15 protein-coding genes are annotated in these 15850 nt (G+C 58.8%); 5 read left to right on the top strand and 10 right to left on the bottom strand.

Translation table 11 applies throughout. The features are described 5' to 3' along the window. Both ACEW72_RS11230 and ACEW72_RS11225 read left to right on the top strand, forming a co-directional pair. Positions 1-389 (top strand): tRNA-modifying protein YgfZ (locus tag ACEW72_RS11230; RefSeq protein WP_373476472.1); only part of this gene is annotated, 389 nt, incomplete at its 5' end. 203 nt (positions 390-592) lie between these two features. Continuing rightward, on the top strand, positions 593-940 hold the full coding sequence (locus tag ACEW72_RS11225) for a GFA family protein (RefSeq protein WP_373476471.1): 348 nt from the start codon (positions 593-595) through the stop codon (positions 938-940). A gap of 212 nt (positions 941-1152) precedes the next feature. Here ACEW72_RS11225 and ACEW72_RS11220 read toward each other — a convergent pair whose 3' ends face one another. The 8 genes from ACEW72_RS11220 to ACEW72_RS11185 all read right to left on the bottom strand — a co-directional run bounded on the left by ACEW72_RS11220 (position 1153) and on the right by ACEW72_RS11185 (position 11125). Then, positions 1153-3309, bottom strand: coding sequence for a prolyl oligopeptidase family protein (locus tag ACEW72_RS11220; protein WP_373476470.1), 2157 nt, complete (start codon positions 3307-3309; stop codon positions 1153-1155). 267 nt (positions 3310-3576) lie between these two features. Further along, a complete protein-coding gene (locus ACEW72_RS11215; RefSeq protein ID WP_373476469.1) occupies positions 3577-4872 on the bottom strand; it encodes a DNA-packaging protein in 1296 nt (431 codons plus the stop codon). Next, positions 4869-5579, bottom strand: a complete 711-nt coding sequence (locus ACEW72_RS11210; RefSeq protein WP_373476468.1) for a helix-turn-helix domain-containing protein — start codon at positions 5577-5579, stop codon at positions 4869-4871. The genes ACEW72_RS11215 and ACEW72_RS11210 overlap by 4 nt, the downstream gene beginning before the upstream one ends. Positions 5580-5723: 144 nt before the next feature. Continuing rightward, entirely contained in the window at positions 5724-6596 is an 873-nt protein-coding gene (gene tilS / locus ACEW72_RS11205; protein ID WP_373476467.1) for a tRNA lysidine(34) synthetase TilS, read from the bottom strand. Positions 6597-6667: 71 nt separating this feature from the next. Then, on the bottom strand, positions 6668-7612 hold the full coding sequence (locus ACEW72_RS11200) for a hypothetical protein (RefSeq protein ID WP_373476466.1): 945 nt from the start codon (positions 7610-7612) through the stop codon (positions 6668-6670). Between the two features lie 112 nt (positions 7613-7724). After that, complete coding sequence (locus ACEW72_RS11195) at positions 7725-8534, bottom strand: RodZ domain-containing protein (RefSeq protein WP_373476465.1); 810 nt, start codon at positions 8532-8534, stop codon at positions 7725-7727. 83 nt (positions 8535-8617) lie between these two features. Further along, the gene (ptsP, locus tag ACEW72_RS11190; protein WP_373476464.1) at positions 8618-10882 is read right to left on the bottom strand and encodes a phosphoenolpyruvate--protein phosphotransferase; all 2265 of its coding nucleotides are present in this window, start codon (positions 10880-10882) and stop codon (positions 8618-8620) included. Between the two features lie 75 nt (positions 10883-10957). After that, on the bottom strand, positions 10958-11125 hold the full coding sequence (locus ACEW72_RS11185) for a YdcH family protein (protein WP_373476463.1): 168 nt from the start codon (positions 11123-11125) through the stop codon (positions 10958-10960). A 154-nt stretch (positions 11126-11279) separates the two neighbouring features. On the opposite strand from ACEW72_RS11185, the gene ACEW72_RS11180 reads away from it, so the two are divergent. Together ACEW72_RS11180 and ACEW72_RS11175 are read left to right on the top strand one after the other, a co-directional pair. Further along, a complete protein-coding gene (locus ACEW72_RS11180; protein ID WP_373476462.1) occupies positions 11280-11477 on the top strand; it encodes a YdcH family protein in 198 nt (65 codons plus the stop codon). A 117-nt stretch (positions 11478-11594) separates the two neighbouring features. Next, positions 11595-12044 carry a DUF1465 family protein gene (locus ACEW72_RS11175; protein ID WP_373476461.1) on the top strand — a complete coding sequence of 150 codons (450 nt, stop codon included), beginning with the start codon at positions 11595-11597 and terminating at the stop codon, positions 12042-12044. A 41-nt stretch (positions 12045-12085) separates the two neighbouring features. Here the strand turns inward: ACEW72_RS11175 and ACEW72_RS11170 are convergent, their stop codons facing one another. Further along, complete coding sequence (locus ACEW72_RS11170; RefSeq protein ID WP_373476460.1) at positions 12086-13894, bottom strand: ABC transporter transmembrane domain-containing protein; 1809 nt, start codon at positions 13892-13894, stop codon at positions 12086-12088. 148 nt (positions 13895-14042) lie between these two features. On the opposite strand from ACEW72_RS11170, the gene ACEW72_RS11165 reads away from it, so the two are divergent. Then, complete coding sequence (locus tag ACEW72_RS11165) at positions 14043-15296, top strand: polyhydroxyalkanoate depolymerase (RefSeq protein ID WP_373476459.1); 1254 nt, start codon at positions 14043-14045, stop codon at positions 15294-15296. On the opposite strand, the gene ACEW72_RS11160 is transcribed toward ACEW72_RS11165, so the two are convergent. Beyond that, positions 15293-15661, bottom strand: a complete 369-nt coding sequence (locus ACEW72_RS11160; protein WP_373476458.1) for a septal ring lytic transglycosylase RlpA family protein — start codon at positions 15659-15661, stop codon at positions 15293-15295. The two genes, ACEW72_RS11165 and ACEW72_RS11160, sit on opposite strands and share 4 nt — an antisense overlap. Positions 15662-15850 lie beyond the last annotated feature (189 nt).

Below are 15850 nucleotides of genomic sequence, written 5' to 3'. Positions count from 1 at the left end.
CCCGCCACAGCGCGCTTGGGCGGCGCTGGATCGGGCCGGTCGGGGCCGACGATCAGGATGCAAGCGAAGCCTTCCGCCGCCACCGGCTCGCGCTTGGCATTGCTGAAGGGGTGGCCGAACTTGGCAGCGACCAGACGCTCTGGCTCGAAACCAATGCGGCGGAACTGGGCGGTGTGTCCTTTTCCAAAGGATGTTATGTGGGGCAGGAAAACACGGCGCGCATGAACTGGCGGCAAAAGGTCAACCGGCGACTGGTTGTCGTCCCGTTGGCAGACGCCGACCCCAAAAGACAACGCATCGCCTATCCCGACCTCGGCCTGTCGGTCGAACTGCGGCGGGTGGAGGATATGGCGGGGCTGGACCTGCCGGAATGGCAGCGTGGGCTTTAGGCCTCACCGTCGCGCTTCTCTCCAACTACGCCTAGGCCTAGCGGCCAAGGCTACGTATCCTCTCCCCTGAAGGGGAGAGGGAAAGTTCGCCCGTAAAGTCTCACGCGATACTTGACAATCGATGACGGTAACACGCAACTGGCGGCTTACGTTTTCGATAAATCCCGATGGCGCGTTGGTGGATATGGATTTGGAGGACTATCATGGCACTTAATGCCATAGTTCGGGGAAGCTGCCATTGCGGCGCGATACGGATCGAGGTGCCGCATGCGCCGGAATGGGTTGCGGACTGTAACTGCTCGCTGTGCCGCCGCACCGCCTGGCGCACCGCATATTACCCGCCCGAACAGGTGACAATTTCCGGCGAGACCAAGGCCTATATCTGGGGCGACCGCATGATCGGCATCCACCATTGCCCCACCTGCGGCTGCGGCACGCACTGGGCAACGCTGGGCGAAGACTTCGGCAAAATGGGCATCAACGCCCGCCTGCTCGACGATTTCGACGAGAGTGGGGTTGAGGTACGCAAGATGGACAATGCAGGCGATTAGGGGGCGGGGGGCACGCATCGCACCGTTGCTGCCCCTCACCAACTGCGCCTAGGCCTAGCGGCCAAGGCTTCGTATCCTCTCCCCTAAAAGGGAGAGGCAAAACGCTATTCCCCTCTCTCCTTTAGGGGAGAGGTACGTAGTCTTATGGCTTTAGCCATTAGACGAAGTGGAGAGGGGGAGGTCACGCCGGAACTTATCATCGCCGCCCCCCCTTATTTCAACTCCAACCCCGTCCATTTCGCCAGAAAGGCGTAGATGTCGGAATATTCCTCGATCAGCTTGTCCGTGGGCTTGCCTGACCCGTGGCCCGCGCGGCTTTCGATGCGGATGATCTTGGGCTTGGTGCCCGTGTTCGCCGCCTGCAGCGCGGCGGTATATTTGAAGCTGTGGCCCGGGACCACGCGGTCATCGGTGTCGGCGGTGGAGACAATCACAGCCGGATAATCGACGCCCGATCGGATGTTGTGATAAGGCGAATAGGTCAGCTGCATTTTCAGATCGGCTTCCTTTGACTGAAAGCCATAATCGTCGACCCAATAACGCCCTGCGGTAAAGCGGTCGAAACGGGTCATGTCCATCACGCCGACCGCGGCATGGCCCGCCGCAAACAGGTCAGGCCGCTGGTTCACCACGGCGCCGACCAGCAGGCCGCCGTTGGAGCGGCCCTCTATGGCGAGCTTGCCCTTGGCCGAATAGCCCTTGGCGATCAGATATTCGCCAGCCGCCGCGAAATCGTCGAACACATTCTGCTTGTTCATCAGGCGTCCGGCATCATGCCAGGGCTTTCCATATTCGCCGCCACCGCGCAGATTGGCGAGCGCGAAAACGCCGCCCGATTGCAACCACGCCATGCGCGTTGCCGAATAACTCGGCGTCTGCGACAGGTTGAACCCCCCATAGCCGTACAGCAATGTCGGCGCGCCGCCTTTGGTCAGGTCCAACCCCTTTTCGTGGACGATGAACATCGGGATTTTGGTGCCGTCCTTCGACGGGTAAAGCACCGGCTCGATAGTATAGTCGTTGGGGTTGAAGCTCAGTCTGGGTTGGGCAAAGGGCGTCGATTTGCCGCTGTTACTGTCAAAACGGAAAACCGCATCCGGCTGGTTAAAACTCGAAAAGCTGTAGAAGGTTTCGGGATCGCCCGGCGCGCCGGAAAACCCGCTCGCTGTGCCGATGGAACTCAGCGCGATTTCCTTGGCCGGACCGCCTGCCAGATTGGTCATCATCGCCATCGATTTGGCGTCCTTGATGTAAGACATTATCAACCGTTCGCCGACAATTTTCGCGCGCGACAGCGTTTCGGCGCGCTCGGGGACGACGTCGGTGAAGACCGGCGCCTTTGCCCCGACATCGACCGAGACCAGTTTCAACCGCGGTGCATCCTTGTTGGTGATCAACCAGAGCTTGTTGCCCATGCCCTCGACCAGCTGCCATTCATGCTCCAGCCCCTTGACGAGCGGTACGGGCTTCCAGCTTGGCTTCTTGCCCAGCGGCATGATGTGCAGTTCATATTTCTCGTCGGTGCCGGACGAGGTCGTGATCAGCGCCCATTTGCCGTCATGCGTGACTTGCGCGCTGTGGCCATATTCGGGCTTTTCCGGCGTTGCGTAGATCGCCTTGTCCGCTGACTGCGGCGTGCCGATCTTGTGATAATAGATGGTCTGGTTGTAATTGAGCTGCTGGAACGCGGCGCCTTCCTTCGGCTCGGCAAAGCGCGAGTAGAGAAAGCCGTCATTGCCGACCCAGCTGATATTGGTGAACTTCGCCCATTGGATTTCATCGGACAGGATCTTGCCGGTCGCGGTGTCGAGCACCTTGATCGTGCGCCAGTCGGACCCGCCATCCTGTATCGCATAAGCCAGCAGACTGCCGTTCTTCGACGGTACCCAAGCGTCGAGCGCGGTCGCCCCGTCCTTCGCCCAATTGTTCGGGTCGATCAGGATCTGGTCCTTGCCCGTCAGGCCCTTGCGCACATACAGCACCGACTGGTTCTGCAGCCCGTCATTCTTGGTGAAGAAATAACGCCCGCCCGCCTTTTCGGGCAGGCCGAAGCGTTCATAGTCGAACAGCTTCTTCATGCGCGCGGCGAGCAGTTCCTTGCCGGGCAGCGTGTCGAGATAGGCATCGGTGACGGCATTCTGCGCCTTGACCCAGTCGGCCACGGCGGGACTGACGCGGACATCATCCTCCAGCCAGCGATAAGGATCGGCGACCTTGATGCCGAACTGTTCATCGACAACATCAACGGTCCGGGTCACGGGATAGGTCAGCCCCGATGCTGTCCCTGCGGTCGCAGCATCATCGGCCTGCGCCCCGGTCGATACCGCCATCACCACTGCTGCAACGCCCAACCAAAGTGCCTTACGCATGTATTCATTCCCTAACTCGCAATATTGTTTCACCCCGTGCCTAGAGTGTTGCGCGGCGCAGGCCAATAGATTCCTGCATGGAACGCCGTGCCAGTTTTTTCGTTAAAAGAAAGAAGGGAAACAAGAAAAAAGGAAGCAATCCGAGATGCATCCTGCGTTCGACCCTTCTTTCTTTTTTCTCTTTTTTCTTCCAGCCAATCCCCTGGCGCAACCGTCACTTATCCCTCTGTCACGGAAGCGAACACGGCGGCCAAGGGAGGACTGTCCCTAAAGCTGCCTTATCCGGGGTTCGGCGGGCCTGCCCTTCAGCATCAGCGCCCATAGTGCCCAGACCATCGCGTCGGCGCGGTCGGGGCTTTTGCCTTCGCCGACATAGCCGCCCGGGACAAGTCCGGTCAGCTCCGCCTCCAGCTGGGCAAAATTGCCCGCAAAGAGCGCACGGCCATTTTCGAACAAGGCCGCCACCGGTTCGGCCCGCGCGGATTTGCCTACTGCTGCATGGACCAGTTCCAGCGGCAAATTCTCTGCCGCCGCCAGCAGGACCGAACGCACCATCGCGCCGCCCTGGTTCCGTTCGGCCACCACACGGTCTGCATCGAACGCGGTTGCCGCTTCTGCGACCGCCCGTGCCCATCCTTCGGGTGAGGCCCCGGCCACGGAACAGTCGGCCAGCACATAGGCTTTGCCATCCTTGCCCGTAGCGCACACGATTATGCCGCATGTGCCATTGGCCGATGCCGGCGGATCAACGCCGATGACCGTGCGCGTCGCTGCAAAACCGTCATCGCACACAACGCGGCACCGCGCGATCAGCTCCAGCGGCCACAGGCTGCCCTCGACATCATCGAACAACCGGCCTTCCAGTTCCTGCAACGCCTTGCGCGTGCCGCCATAATGCGCCTGCATCGCGTCGACAAAGCTTTGCGGCAGATGCAGGTTTTTGTCGGTCGCCCCGCCCGTTCGCACACTGTCATGGGCCTCCAATATGCGGCGCAACACTGGCAATGATCGCGGTGTGGTTGTCACCGTCGCGCGCGGGAATGCACCCATGCGAAGGCCCATTTGCAGATTGTCCCATGTTTCGGCGGGATGTTCCCATTTCGCAAGTTCGTCGGCCCAGGCAAAATGATGCTCCGGCCCGCGCAGGCTTTCGGGATTGGCGCCGGAATAGAGTATCGCCATGCTCCCGTTTTTGAACCACATGGTTCGCTGTGCCGCCGACCATTTTTCGACTTCCTCGTCCATCGCCACCCGCAGCAGGCCTGACGGCCCCTCCACCATGACCCGCCGTGCCTCATCCAGCGTGGCGGCGACCAGAGCGATACGGGCGCACGGGGTCGCGCGCACCTGCGTCAGCACCCATTCGGCCCCTGCCCGCGTCTTGCCAAAACCGCGCCCCGCCATAATCATCCAGGTGCGCCAGTCGCTGTCGGGCGGTAACTGCCCTTCATGGTGGAACGTGGCAAAATCGGCATTCAGCGATTTTGCAGTGCGCTGGTCCAGTCTGCGGATGATTGTCGCGCCTTGTTCACTGGCCGCAACATTCAGAAAATGATCCGTCATAGACGTTTCCCGCTGGACAGAAGTTTGGCCTTGCGGATGATCTCCTCCTTCACCGCCTCCACATCGACGGGTGGGCGGTTCGGGTCATAGCGCCGAAGATCGCCATTTTTCCGGCGTCGGGCTTCATATAATTGGGCGACTTTTATGGCCTGATCGACCGACATGAATTCCAGTTCAGGGACCGGCAATTCAGGGGGTTCGAGCACGTTGCTGGCCGAGGTGAGCAAATGAATCGCCAGCCTTTCGGTGGCGAGCGCGATGACTTCATCCCACCGGGCGTCAAAGGCGGGCCACATCTTGCGGCGGTTGTACAAGGTTGGCCGGGACATATTGATCTGCCGTGCTGCTTCGCGGACATTCCCGGTGGCGGCCAGAGCGGTGAAGAATTTATCTTCGACCTCTTCGTTCCAACGTCCCGGGCTTTCCAGTATGATCTGGGCTCCGCCATTTTTGGTTAAACGCAGGATACCCTGACGACCATCGGGAAGTTTCAGCCCGGATTGTTCTTTCCCAGACGCGATGCGGTTTCGTGCCGATGACATGGCCTTTGCCCATGATTTTGCAAAATCTGGACTTCGGCTTCGATATTTATACGCCGTCGGGCGCGCAATCCCTGCGGCCCGTGCGGCCAATTGGACATTAGCGCACTCGCCAAGCGCACGCAGAAACGGCCGCACCCACTTGGGTGACGCGATTTTGGAAGGCATGAGGATTTCCTTTTTAAGGGGAGACGGCAGGACGCCCAAGTTCCAGCCTCAGGCTATTTACCTGATTAGCGTGACAATGTCAATTATTTTAACCTATTTGGTGGTAATAGGCACGCTTAGTCCACCCGATTATCCCGCTTTATTTTATCCGCCGTCCCGGCGCGGTGGCGCGGGGGTCAGTGTCCAGCGGGTTCCGCCCCGGCATAAGATGTTGCCGATCATAGCTGTTTTTCCAGCTTCCAATTCGACCAGCAGCCGGTCGACCGCTTCGCCTTTTGGGTGCAATGAAGGTTCAAGCTGGCTGATACAGTGCAGCAACAGTCGGCGTTGCAGTTCGCGGGGCAACGCATTGGCGTCGCATGTAATTGCACTGTCAACTTGTGTCGTCCGTTCCGCCGCCAGCACCGCAGTCATCCATGACAGGGCATCGGCGGCATCGGCAAGCGCCGACGCTGTCCGGTTGGTCCGTTCGATCTGGAACGGATGCGTTGCCTGCGCGATCCATTGGCGCATTGCCACCCTGTCAAAATCCGGATTATCATTGCTGGGGTCTCGCACCGGTTCGATACCGGCGGCGGCGCAGATTTCCTCCAGCTCGGCTTTTGAAAAACCCAGCATCGGGCGAATAATCCGCCCGTTCTTTGCGCGGATCGCGGCCATTCCGTCAACGCCGCTTCCCCGTGCCAGCCGCATCAATAGTGTTTCGAGCTGGTCATCCCCATGATGCGCGGTTGCGATGAACGCGCACGCATGGTCCTGCGCCGCTTGTTCCAGCAAGGCATAACGCGCCGCACGCGCGGCCGACTGGATATTGCCGGATATGGGCTGTGCCGGCCGCAAGATCATGTGGGGCATATTGTTGTCGCGGCACAGGTCGCTGACAAATTCCGCCTCTTGTGCCGATTCCGGCCGCAATTTATGGTCGACGGTGGCGGCGACCACTTGCCCGGGACGCGCCTGATGGGCCAGCAATAACAGCGCAAGGCTGTCCGGCCCACCCGATATGGCGAGTAACATTCTGTCCGGTCTGCTAATGCCCAGATTTGTGAGCGCTTGCCGGAACCGGTCCAGCCCGTTGCAGGGAAAGTCTATTTGCACTTTGCCCGGGTTTTACCAGCGACAATGCGTTCGGCCAACCGACCGCTCGCCGCATCGGGATAGGCCTTGGCCAGTTCGCCAAACGCTTCGCACGCTTCAGCGGCCTTGCCCAGATCAGTCAGTGCTGAGCCTAAGAAAAACAGGCTGTCGGGTGCGCGGTCGCCGCGCGGTTCGTTCTTGTAATTTTCATAGAATACCTTGACCGCCGTTGCCGGTTTCTTGTCATCCAGCCACGTGCGGCCCAGCAAGTTGCGGGCATAGCTTGCGCGTTTGTGTTGCGGAAATTTTTTCAAGGTATCTTCCAGCATGGTCTGCGCTTCGGGATAAAATTTCGCCTCCCACAAACGGAAGCCATAAGTATATCCATCTTCAAAAACATCGCCGGTGGCCGGTTTTTCAATGGCGGCCACGGCGGCCGTCCGTGCTGCCGAAGGTTTTGCCACGACGACCACAGGCGCTGGCTTGGGCTTGGTCGTCGATGCCGCAGGGGTCGTGGCCGGCTTTAAGTCCGGCTCATTTACTACGGTCAATGCCGGAGTCACTGCAGGCGGGGGGGCAGCAGCGGCATTTGCGGCGTCGGATTGCGCCTTGAACTGCGCTTCCATCGCCTTCAGCCGGGTTTCCATTGACCGCATATTATTGTCATGCTGTTCAACCTGACCGGTCAGGGTTACCAACTGCGTCTCTAGTGCGTCGACGCGTGCCAAAAGATCGGCCGTGGCGGTGGTTGCAGAACCCGTCGATTTGGGCGCTTGGGGTGTTTGTATTTCGGCTTCCAGCGTTTTTCCGGCGCCATTAGGGAACACCTGACGCTGTACCGCGCGCATCTCTTTTTCCAGTCTGCCCACGCGGCCGTCGATATTGGCATCTTGCGCGATTGCCGGAACGCACAGCATCAATGCCGCACCGCCCAATAAAAAAACTCTCATCGTCATTGGGCTTCTCCCCAGAATGCTGTCCAATTTCCGAACCTATAGCCTGCCCGACTCACGCATTAAAGGTCTATCGCAATGTATTTATGTAAAGTTTCGCTGGCGGGCGCGGATTTCAGGGCGTTGTGGTTCCGGCAGGTTGACGGGACAGCAAGGCTTTGGCGCTGATTTCCAGATCGGCGACGGTCTTGTCCGGCGGTCCAAGCGCGGGAACCGCTTTACCGCCCACGGTGACGTTCAACACCTCCGGGCGACCGGTGACGATCATGGGTTTGTTGGCATCCTGCGGCACGGTATAGCTGTCGCCTGACTGCATTTCTTTTTCGAACAACCGTTTGTTGTCGGCATCATAGACTTTGACCCAAACGGTATCAGTAGCGGTCAGCACCACCGCCCCGCTTGTCGCTACTTCGCCCGATGGCACAGCAGTTACGGCCTTGGCCGGAGCGGCCTTGTCGATCGGCGTTGAAGGCATTGTGATATCGACTGCGGCATCCAGCATCATACTGCGCCAAACAAAATAGCCGGCAACCACAAGCACGCCGATGGCCGCCGCCGTCCAGGCGAGCGTCCGCGACGGTACGCGCGCAGGGTCGGTCGGTTCGTAATTTTGCAACGGGGCCTGATAGCCTTCATGCCCACTTTGGGCGAGTTCGGACCGTAAATCGGCGCTGACTTTTATCGCGTCCATATCCACCGCACGGGCGTAGGATCGGGCAAAGCCCAAAGTATAGGTTGATCCGGGTAACGCCGAAAAGTCGGATTTCTCAATGGATTCCAGATGCCGCATCGGCACCCGTGTGCGTGCCGCAAGATCGGCAAGGCTGAGGCTCAAGCGCTCCCGCGCCGCTTTCAGCTGTTCGCCGACGGTGTGAAACCGGAACTCGTCTTCACTCGGTGAATCGTCACCCACTGCAATCTCCACAACCCTACGCCTTCCACCTCTCCGGGCAGATTGGTGAACAATGGCATCACGTAGTTGAAAGTCAATCGATAAAGGGTGGGATATCAGCCGGTTTCAATACCCTGACTTGCCGCCCAGGCGGATAATTCAGCGCGCAGGTTGGGGGTCGGCGTGGCCAGCAACTCGGTCATCTTGTCCTTGATGCCCGCGTGATCGGTGGATCGTATCATCGCCTTGACCGGCCCGACAGCCGCTGGCGTGATCGACAATCTGCGGATACCAAGGCCGATCAGGGCCAGCGCCTCCAGACTGCGCCCACCCATTTCGCCGCATACGGCGACATCCACATCATGGCCCTCGGTTGCGGTCACGACGCGCTTGATGAACCGCAAAATGGCCGGGCTTAACCAGTCATAGCGTTCGGCCAGACGCGGGTCTGCGCGGTCAGCGGCAAACAGAAACTGTGTCAGGTCATTGGTGCCGATCGACAGAAACTGGATTTTGGGTAGCAAGATATCCAGCGTTTCTGCGAGCGCCGGAACCTCCAGCATTGCGCCATAGCGGATTTTGCTGGGCAACTGCTTTTTCTGTTTGCCGAGGAACTTCATCTGACCTTCAAATATGGCTTTGGCGGCATCGAACTCCCACGGTTCGGACACCATCGGGAACATCACATGCAATGTGCGACCGGCCGACGCCTCGATCAACGCACGCGCCTGCGTTTTCATCAACCCGGCATGGTCAAGCGACAGGCGCAATGCGCGCCAGCCCAACGCAGGGTTTTCCTCTTCGCTGGTTTCGTCCTTCAGATAGGGCAGCGCTTTGTCACCGCCAATGTCGAGCGTCCGGAAAATGACCGGCTTGTCGCCCGCAGCGTCCAGCACATCACGGTAAAAACGCTGCTGCCGCTCGCGTTGCGGCAGGGTTGCGGAAATCAGGAACTGGAATTCGGTGCGGAATAAGCCAACCCCTTCGGCCCCGGTTGTCGTCAGCGCCGACATATCATCACGCAGCCCGGCGTTAATCATCAGGGTAATCGGAACGCCGTCCTTTGTGACCGAAGCCTCGTCCCGCATGGCGGCGTAACGGGCCTTTTTCTTTTGCCGGTCGACCAGATCATGCTGGAACAATTCTTCGGTTCCGGCCGCCGGACGGACGATGACGCTTTTGTCGTCGGCATTCAGCAGCAGCATGTCGCCGTCACGGATTTTGTGCCGAATGCCGCGGACCCGCCCAAGCACGGGAATGCCCATCGCGCGGGCGACAATGACGACATGAGCCGTCAGGGACCCTTCTTCGAGGATGACGCCACGCAGCCGCCTTTTGTCATATTCCAGCAGTTCGGCGGGGCCGAGGTTGCGCGCAAGCAGGATGGTATCTTTTTTAAGACCAAGTTGCGCCGCCGTACTCATCTGCCCTGACACAATCCGCAGCAACCGGTTGGACAGATCTTCGAGATCATGCATCCGGTCAGCCAGCAACGGATCGTCGATCTGCCGCATCCGCATCCGCGTGCGCTGCTGGACGCGTTCGATGGCGGCTTCGGCGGTCAGACCGCTATCAATCGCCTCGTTGATGCGGCGGCTCCAGCCTTCGTCATAGGCGAACATCTTGTAGGTCGCGATGACCTCTTCATGCTCGCCGCCGGTTCCGAAATCGATCTGGCTCGCCATCTTGTCGATCTGTTCGCGCATTTTATCGAATGCTGAATATACGCGCTGACGTTCAGCCTCGGTATCCTCGGCCACCGTATGTTCGATGCGGACATTGGGTTGGTGGAATATCGCGACACCCGCCGCCGCCCCTTTGACCAGCGGCAAACCGGTCAGGATGACCGTACCGGTTTCAATTCCGCCGCCGGTTTCGGGGTCGTCGATCAGGTCGGCATTGGCAATCAGTTCGGACAGGACCATTGCCACTGTCTGCAATGCCTCGATCTCGATCTCGTCATATTTGCGGGTTTCAACGTGCTGCACCGCTAACACGCCAACGGCGCGTTCCGACCGGACGATGGGCACGCCTGCAAAACTGTGGAACCGTTCTTCGCCCGTTTCGGGGACATAGCGGAAATTGGGGTGGGCCGCCGCCTCGTCAAGGTTCAGCGTTTCGACATTCTCCGCGATAGTCCCCACCAGCCCTTCGCCAAGGCCAAGGCGGGTGACATGGACCGCCGCCTCGTTCAGGCCGCGCGTGGCGAAAAGCTCCAACGCACCGTCGCGCAAAAGATAGATGGAGCACACTTCGCTCGACAACGCCTCGCCGATTATATTGACGACATGGTTCAACTTGGTCTGGGCATGGCTTTTGGATGCCATGACTTCATGCAGGCCGGTCAATATGTTACGGGCAGAACGGGTGGCGTTTTCCATATACCGCGCCTAGCAGACGCGCCCCTTGCAAGCGATACTTATTGCTTAAAATTATTTGGGAACCAGGACCGCGCGTCAGGCAAGCGATGATTGCTTTCGCAACATGTCTTTGAGATGCAGTTTCTGCTTTTTCAAACTGTGGATCAGGCTTGCGTCCGGCATCGGACGAACCTCCTCCCGCTCCAGCTTGGCCTCAAGTTCAGCGTGTTTCGTGCGAAGCGCGGATATATGGCTGTTATTCACCTCATACTCCTTTTTGAGAGACTCGACGATTTGTGTTCGAAGTAAATCATGAATAATTCATGCTGTCTTCTCCAATTTTGTCGTGATTGGCTTAAAGCGATACGCAGCCCCATTTTGACGATGACTTGTTAACTGCATAAAGTTAGAGGGGGCTATGAATGACGAGGGGTATCAGCAGCTGCTTGAACAGCTCAAGGTCGAGCATCGCGACCTTGACGACGCTATTGGTGCGTTGATGGCCCAGCCGGTCGTCGATCAGCTCCAAATTGCACGGCTCAAGAAAAAAAAGCTTGGCCTGAAAGACCGCATAATGCGTCTCGAAGACCAGCTGGTTCCCGATATAATCGCCTGATCCGCACCAGTTTACATTTAACTATCAAGCGTTTCATCCCGGTACAGTTGGTCCGTTAACCTTGCTTTCCGGGTTTTTGCGCTAACAATATAGCTTCGGCGGTGGCATATAAAGGTGATGGACAAGCTACACCACGAAATCACACCCAAGCTTTTGGATTCGCTCTATCTCGAGGCGATGGTACTGGCCGATGAAGCGCGTTCCTATTTCGACAGGGACCATGCCAACGTATTTTCAACCCCCGAAATATCGGTCGCTTTTTCTTGTGAATCGTTAAAGGTCACCACCCGCCTGATGCACAGCATCGCCTGGTTACTTAACCAAAAAGCGATACGCGTAGGCGAAATTTCGCGCCGCGATTCCCATGATGGCGAACGCGAACTGGGTTACTCGCCCGCCAGCGACGGCTTTCAGGTGCAACGCTTCCCCGAAGAAGCGCAGGCCCTCGTAGCCGCCAGTGAAGACTTGTATTTCCGGTTACAACGCATCAGCGAAAAAATGCGATCGATGGCTATCCCGGCTTCCGAACCCTTGGCGATGATCGAACGGTTACGCGCCTCGTTCTGATATTTTGAGTCGGGCAGCGACGGCAAGGCCCGCGCGCCTTATCAAGCGTCGAACTGCAAGCTTGCAAGCCGGGCATATAGGCCACCCGCGGCGCTTAACTTCGCATGATCGCCTTCTTCGACGATGCGGCCCTGATCCATCACGATGATACGGTCGGCGGAGCGGACAGTGGCCAGACGGTGCGCGATCACAATGGTCGTGCGGTCTTTCATCAGATGGTCCAGCGCATCCTGCACCAGACGTTCGCTTTCGGCGTCAAGCGCGCTGGTCGCTTCGTCGAGCAACAGGATCGGTGCCTGCCGCAGGACGGCGCGGGCAATGGCTATGCGCTGGCGCTGCCCTCCCGACAACCGCGCGCCGCCTTCACCCAGATAGGTGTCCAGCCCTTGCGGCAATTCGCGCAGGAAGGTCGCGGCATTGGCCTGTTCGGCGGCGTGCCAGATGGCGTCGTCATCGGCGAGCCAGTTGCCATAGCGCAGATTGTCGCGAGCCGACGACGCGAACAGCACGGTGTCCTGAGGCACATAGGCCATACGCAAACGGATTTCCGCAGGATCGGCGCTGGTCAATGCCACACCGTCGATGCGGATCGCGCCGCTTTCAGGGTCGTAGAAGCGCTGCGCCAGCTGGAACAGCGTCGACTTGCCCGCACCCGAGGGGCCGACCACTGCGACGGTTTCGCCGGGACTGACCTTTAGGCTAAAATTGTCGAGGGCCGATACTTCAGGGCGGGTGGGATAGCGGAAATTCACGTTCTGGAATTCGAGCTGACCACGCGGCGGTATAGGCAGCGCGACCGGCTTGGCGGGCGGGGCGATATCAGGCTCCGCCGCCAACAATTCGGCGAGACGTCCAGAGGCACCGGCACCGCGTACCAGATCGCCATATACTTCGGTCAGCGCGCCAAATGCCCCTGCAACCAACCCGCCCGTTAGGACGAAAGCGGCAATGGTGCCGCCCGAAATGGTGCCTTCGGCAACACCCCGCGCGCCTTCCCACATCAGCAAAGTGATCGCGCTGAATATCAGGGCAATGACAATCGCGGTGAGCATGGCGCGTAGGCCGATGCGGCGCTTGGCCGCGGCAAAGGTGCTTTCGACAGCGTCGGAAAAGCGGATATGCTCGCGCCCTTCCTGACCGAAGGCCTGCACGATTTTAAGCGCGCCCAGCGATTCAGAGGTGATGGTGCCAATGTCCGCGACGCGGTCTTGCGATGACCGCGATGCCTTTTCAAGCCGCCTTCCGATCACGACAATCGGAAGAACTACAACAGGTATCCCGATCAGCAGCGCCGCCGTCAGCTTTGGCGCAAGGGTAAAAAGATAAGCGATGCCGCCGATACCGATGACCAGATTACGGGCAGCGACCGATACCGTCGTACCGACAATTTGTTCAATAACGGCGGTGTCCGCGGTCATCCGGCTAGCGATTTCGGCGGGGCGGTTCTCTTCAAAAAAACGCGGAGCCAGGCGCAGCAGATTTTTCTGCACCGCAACCCGGACATCGGCAACGACGCGCTCGCCCAGCCAGCTTACAAAATAGAATCGCATCGCTGTGGCAACCGCCAAAATCGCAACGATCATTAAAAGATAGCGGAAATAGGGGTCGATATCGCCGCCGCTGGCAATGAAGCCTTTGTCAATTATCCGCTGAAACCCGGCTGGTATGGCAAGCGTGGCACTTGCCGCAACCACAAGCGCGATAGCCGCGTAGAATATCTGGCGCGGATAATGGCTGGCGAAATGGGCAACCATGCGTAATTGCCCCAGCTTGCGCGGCGGCGCGGCGGGCGTTTCGGGCTGTGCTTCGATGGTCGTCTGGGTATCTGCGGCTGTCGTTGGAATGGTCATAAGATGCGCCTAGCAGTGCGCGCTACCCCAAACAATTGCGGACTAGGCAAAGTGTTAAGTTTTTTATGGTGCAATGCACAATAAACGCTTATGTCGTCATCAAGACAAGGCCGATTTAGTTGGCCCCATATTTTTTAAGGAAGCACTTATGCTTTACACTGGTTATGATATTCAGCGCGGCTGGCTTGCAGGCGCAGGCTGGATTGCCCAGAAACAGGCTGATTTTCTCAATAATTTCACGTCAGGCCCGTTCAGCTATGGCGGTATGGCACCGATTGCGGCCTCCGCGCTCGACGTCTTTGCCCATTCGGTTATGCCGCGTGGAAAGCCCGATTTCGGCCTCGAATTTGTCGAAATTGGCGGCAAGCATCTGCCGGTCACCGAAGTCAACGAGGCGCGTAAGCCTTTTGGCCAGCTCAAGCATTTCGTCTATGAAGGCAGCAGCGAAAAGCCAAGACTGCTAATCTGTGCGCCGATGTCGGGGCATTTCGCCACGCTGCTGCGCGGCACAGTGGAACGGATGCTGCCCGTCTATGACGTCTATATCACCGACTGGAAAGACGCGCGCGATGTGCCGTTGACCGGCGGCGGCTTCGATCTGGAAAGCTATATCGACTATCTGATCGAGTGGCTCGAATTTATTGGTCCCGATACCGGTGGACGTGGCGCGCATATGCTGGCCGTGTGCCAGCCGTCGGTTCCGGCCTATGCCGCTGCCGCGATTATGAGCGCGAACGAACACCCCTTGCGCCCGCGCACGCTGACCATGATGGGTGGCCCGATCGACACCCGCGAAGCACCTACTGCGGTCAACGACCACGCCACACGCCGTCCGCACGACTGGTTCGTGCAAAATGTAATCGCGACCGTTCCGCCTTATTACAAAGGCTCTGGCCGCCGCGTTTATCCCGGTTTCCTGCAATTGTCGGGCTTCATGTCGATGAACCTTGGCAACCACATGATCAGCCACTGGTCGATGTTTTCCGATCTGGTCAAAGGCGATGGCGAAGGTGCGGACCGGCATAAGGAATTTTACGACGAATATCGTGCGGTCTGCGACATGACGGCGGAATTTTATCTGCAGACGGTCGACACCGTGTTCCAGCGCCACCTTCTACCAAAGGGCGAGTTCAACTATCGCGGCAAGCTGGTTGACCCCGGCGCGATCAAGGACATCGCGATCCTAGCCATTGAAGGCGAGCGTGACGATATTAGCGGCCTTGGCCAGACCAAAGCCGCGCTGAAGGTCGCGACTGGCCTGCCCGACGCCCTGAAAAAATATCACATGGCCCCCGAAGTCGGCCATTATGGTATCTTCAACGGCAGCAAATGGCGCGACAAAATTGCCCCGGTACTCGAAGACTGGATTGCGAAAAATAGCGGCGTCCCAAGCAAAACCTAATCCAGCAATTCCAGCTTCACCCGCGCTGTCCCGCTGCGGTGCATCCCGATCTCTCGGGCAGCGGCGTAGCTGATGTCGATCACGCGGCCTTTGCCCCATGGCCCGCGGTCGTTGATACGGACCACCACTTCCTTGCCATTGGCGAGGTTTGTGACCGCGACGCGGCTGTGGAAGGCGAGCGTGCGATGCGCGGCGGTCATCGCTGCCGGGTCAAAACGCTCCCCGTTTGCGGTGCGGCTACCGGCGAATTCATTGCTGTAATAGCTGGCAACGCCATCGCCGAAATGCCGTCGGTTATCTCCCGCCTGCGCCAGAACGGGCAGCAGGGCGAGCGCCAGCAACGGTATGCGATATCGTTTTTTCATGGCCCCCCTCCATCGATTCGCCCAACTTATCGCTGAGCATGAAGAGCGCCAATCCGCCTATCGATACGGCGCGCCAATATTGGGCCGAGGTGAGGGGTGTAGGTAGGGCGCTGGCGCGTTGGTGACTAACGCATCATTGCGCGCATAGAGGATGAGCGCGTCGTGATATTCGTCGTGCGGGTGGCACAC

Source organism: Sphingorhabdus sp. (assembly GCF_041737645.1).
In the GTDB taxonomy this organism is placed as follows: Bacteria; Pseudomonadota; Alphaproteobacteria; order Sphingomonadales; family Sphingomonadaceae; genus Sphingorhabdus_B.
The sequence above is the reverse complement of the archived record's forward strand: the minus strand, read 5'-3'. Positions and strand labels throughout refer to the sequence as shown.

Excerpts from the sequence above, each read along its gene's own strand:
- ACEW72_RS11225 (WP_373476471.1), top strand. The coding sequence starts at position 593 with ATGGCACTTAATGCCATAGTTCGGGGAAGCTGCCATTGCGGCGCGATA.
- ACEW72_RS11160 (WP_373476458.1), bottom strand. The coding sequence starts at position 15,661 with ATGAAAAAACGATATCGCATACCGTTGCTGGCGCTCGCCCTGCTGCCC.
- ACEW72_RS11180 (WP_373476462.1), top strand. The coding sequence starts at position 11,280 with ATGAATGACGAGGGGTATCAGCAGCTGCTTGAACAGCTCAAGGTCGAG.
- ACEW72_RS11220 (WP_373476470.1), bottom strand. The coding sequence starts at position 3,309 with ATGCGTAAGGCACTTTGGTTGGGCGTTGCAGCAGTGGTGATGGCGGTA.
- ACEW72_RS11170 (WP_373476460.1), bottom strand. The coding sequence starts at position 13,894 with ATGACCATTCCAACGACAGCCGCAGATACCCAGACGACCATCGAAGCA.
- ACEW72_RS11210 (WP_373476468.1), bottom strand. The coding sequence starts at position 5,579 with ATGCCTTCCAAAATCGCGTCACCCAAGTGGGTGCGGCCGTTTCTGCGT.
- tilS (WP_373476467.1), bottom strand. The coding sequence starts at position 6,596 with ATGTTACTCGCCATATCGGGTGGGCCGGACAGCCTTGCGCTGTTATTG.
- ACEW72_RS11175 (WP_373476461.1), top strand. The coding sequence starts at position 11,595 with ATGGACAAGCTACACCACGAAATCACACCCAAGCTTTTGGATTCGCTC.
- ACEW72_RS11200 (WP_373476466.1), bottom strand. The coding sequence starts at position 7,612 with ATGACGATGAGAGTTTTTTTATTGGGCGGTGCGGCATTGATGCTGTGC.
- ACEW72_RS11215 (WP_373476469.1), bottom strand. The coding sequence starts at position 4,872 with ATGACGGATCATTTTCTGAATGTTGCGGCCAGTGAACAAGGCGCGACA.
- ACEW72_RS11165 (WP_373476459.1), top strand. The coding sequence starts at position 14,043 with ATGCTTTACACTGGTTATGATATTCAGCGCGGCTGGCTTGCAGGCGCA.
- ptsP (WP_373476464.1), bottom strand. The coding sequence starts at position 10,882 with ATGGAAAACGCCACCCGTTCTGCCCGTAACATATTGACCGGCCTGCAT.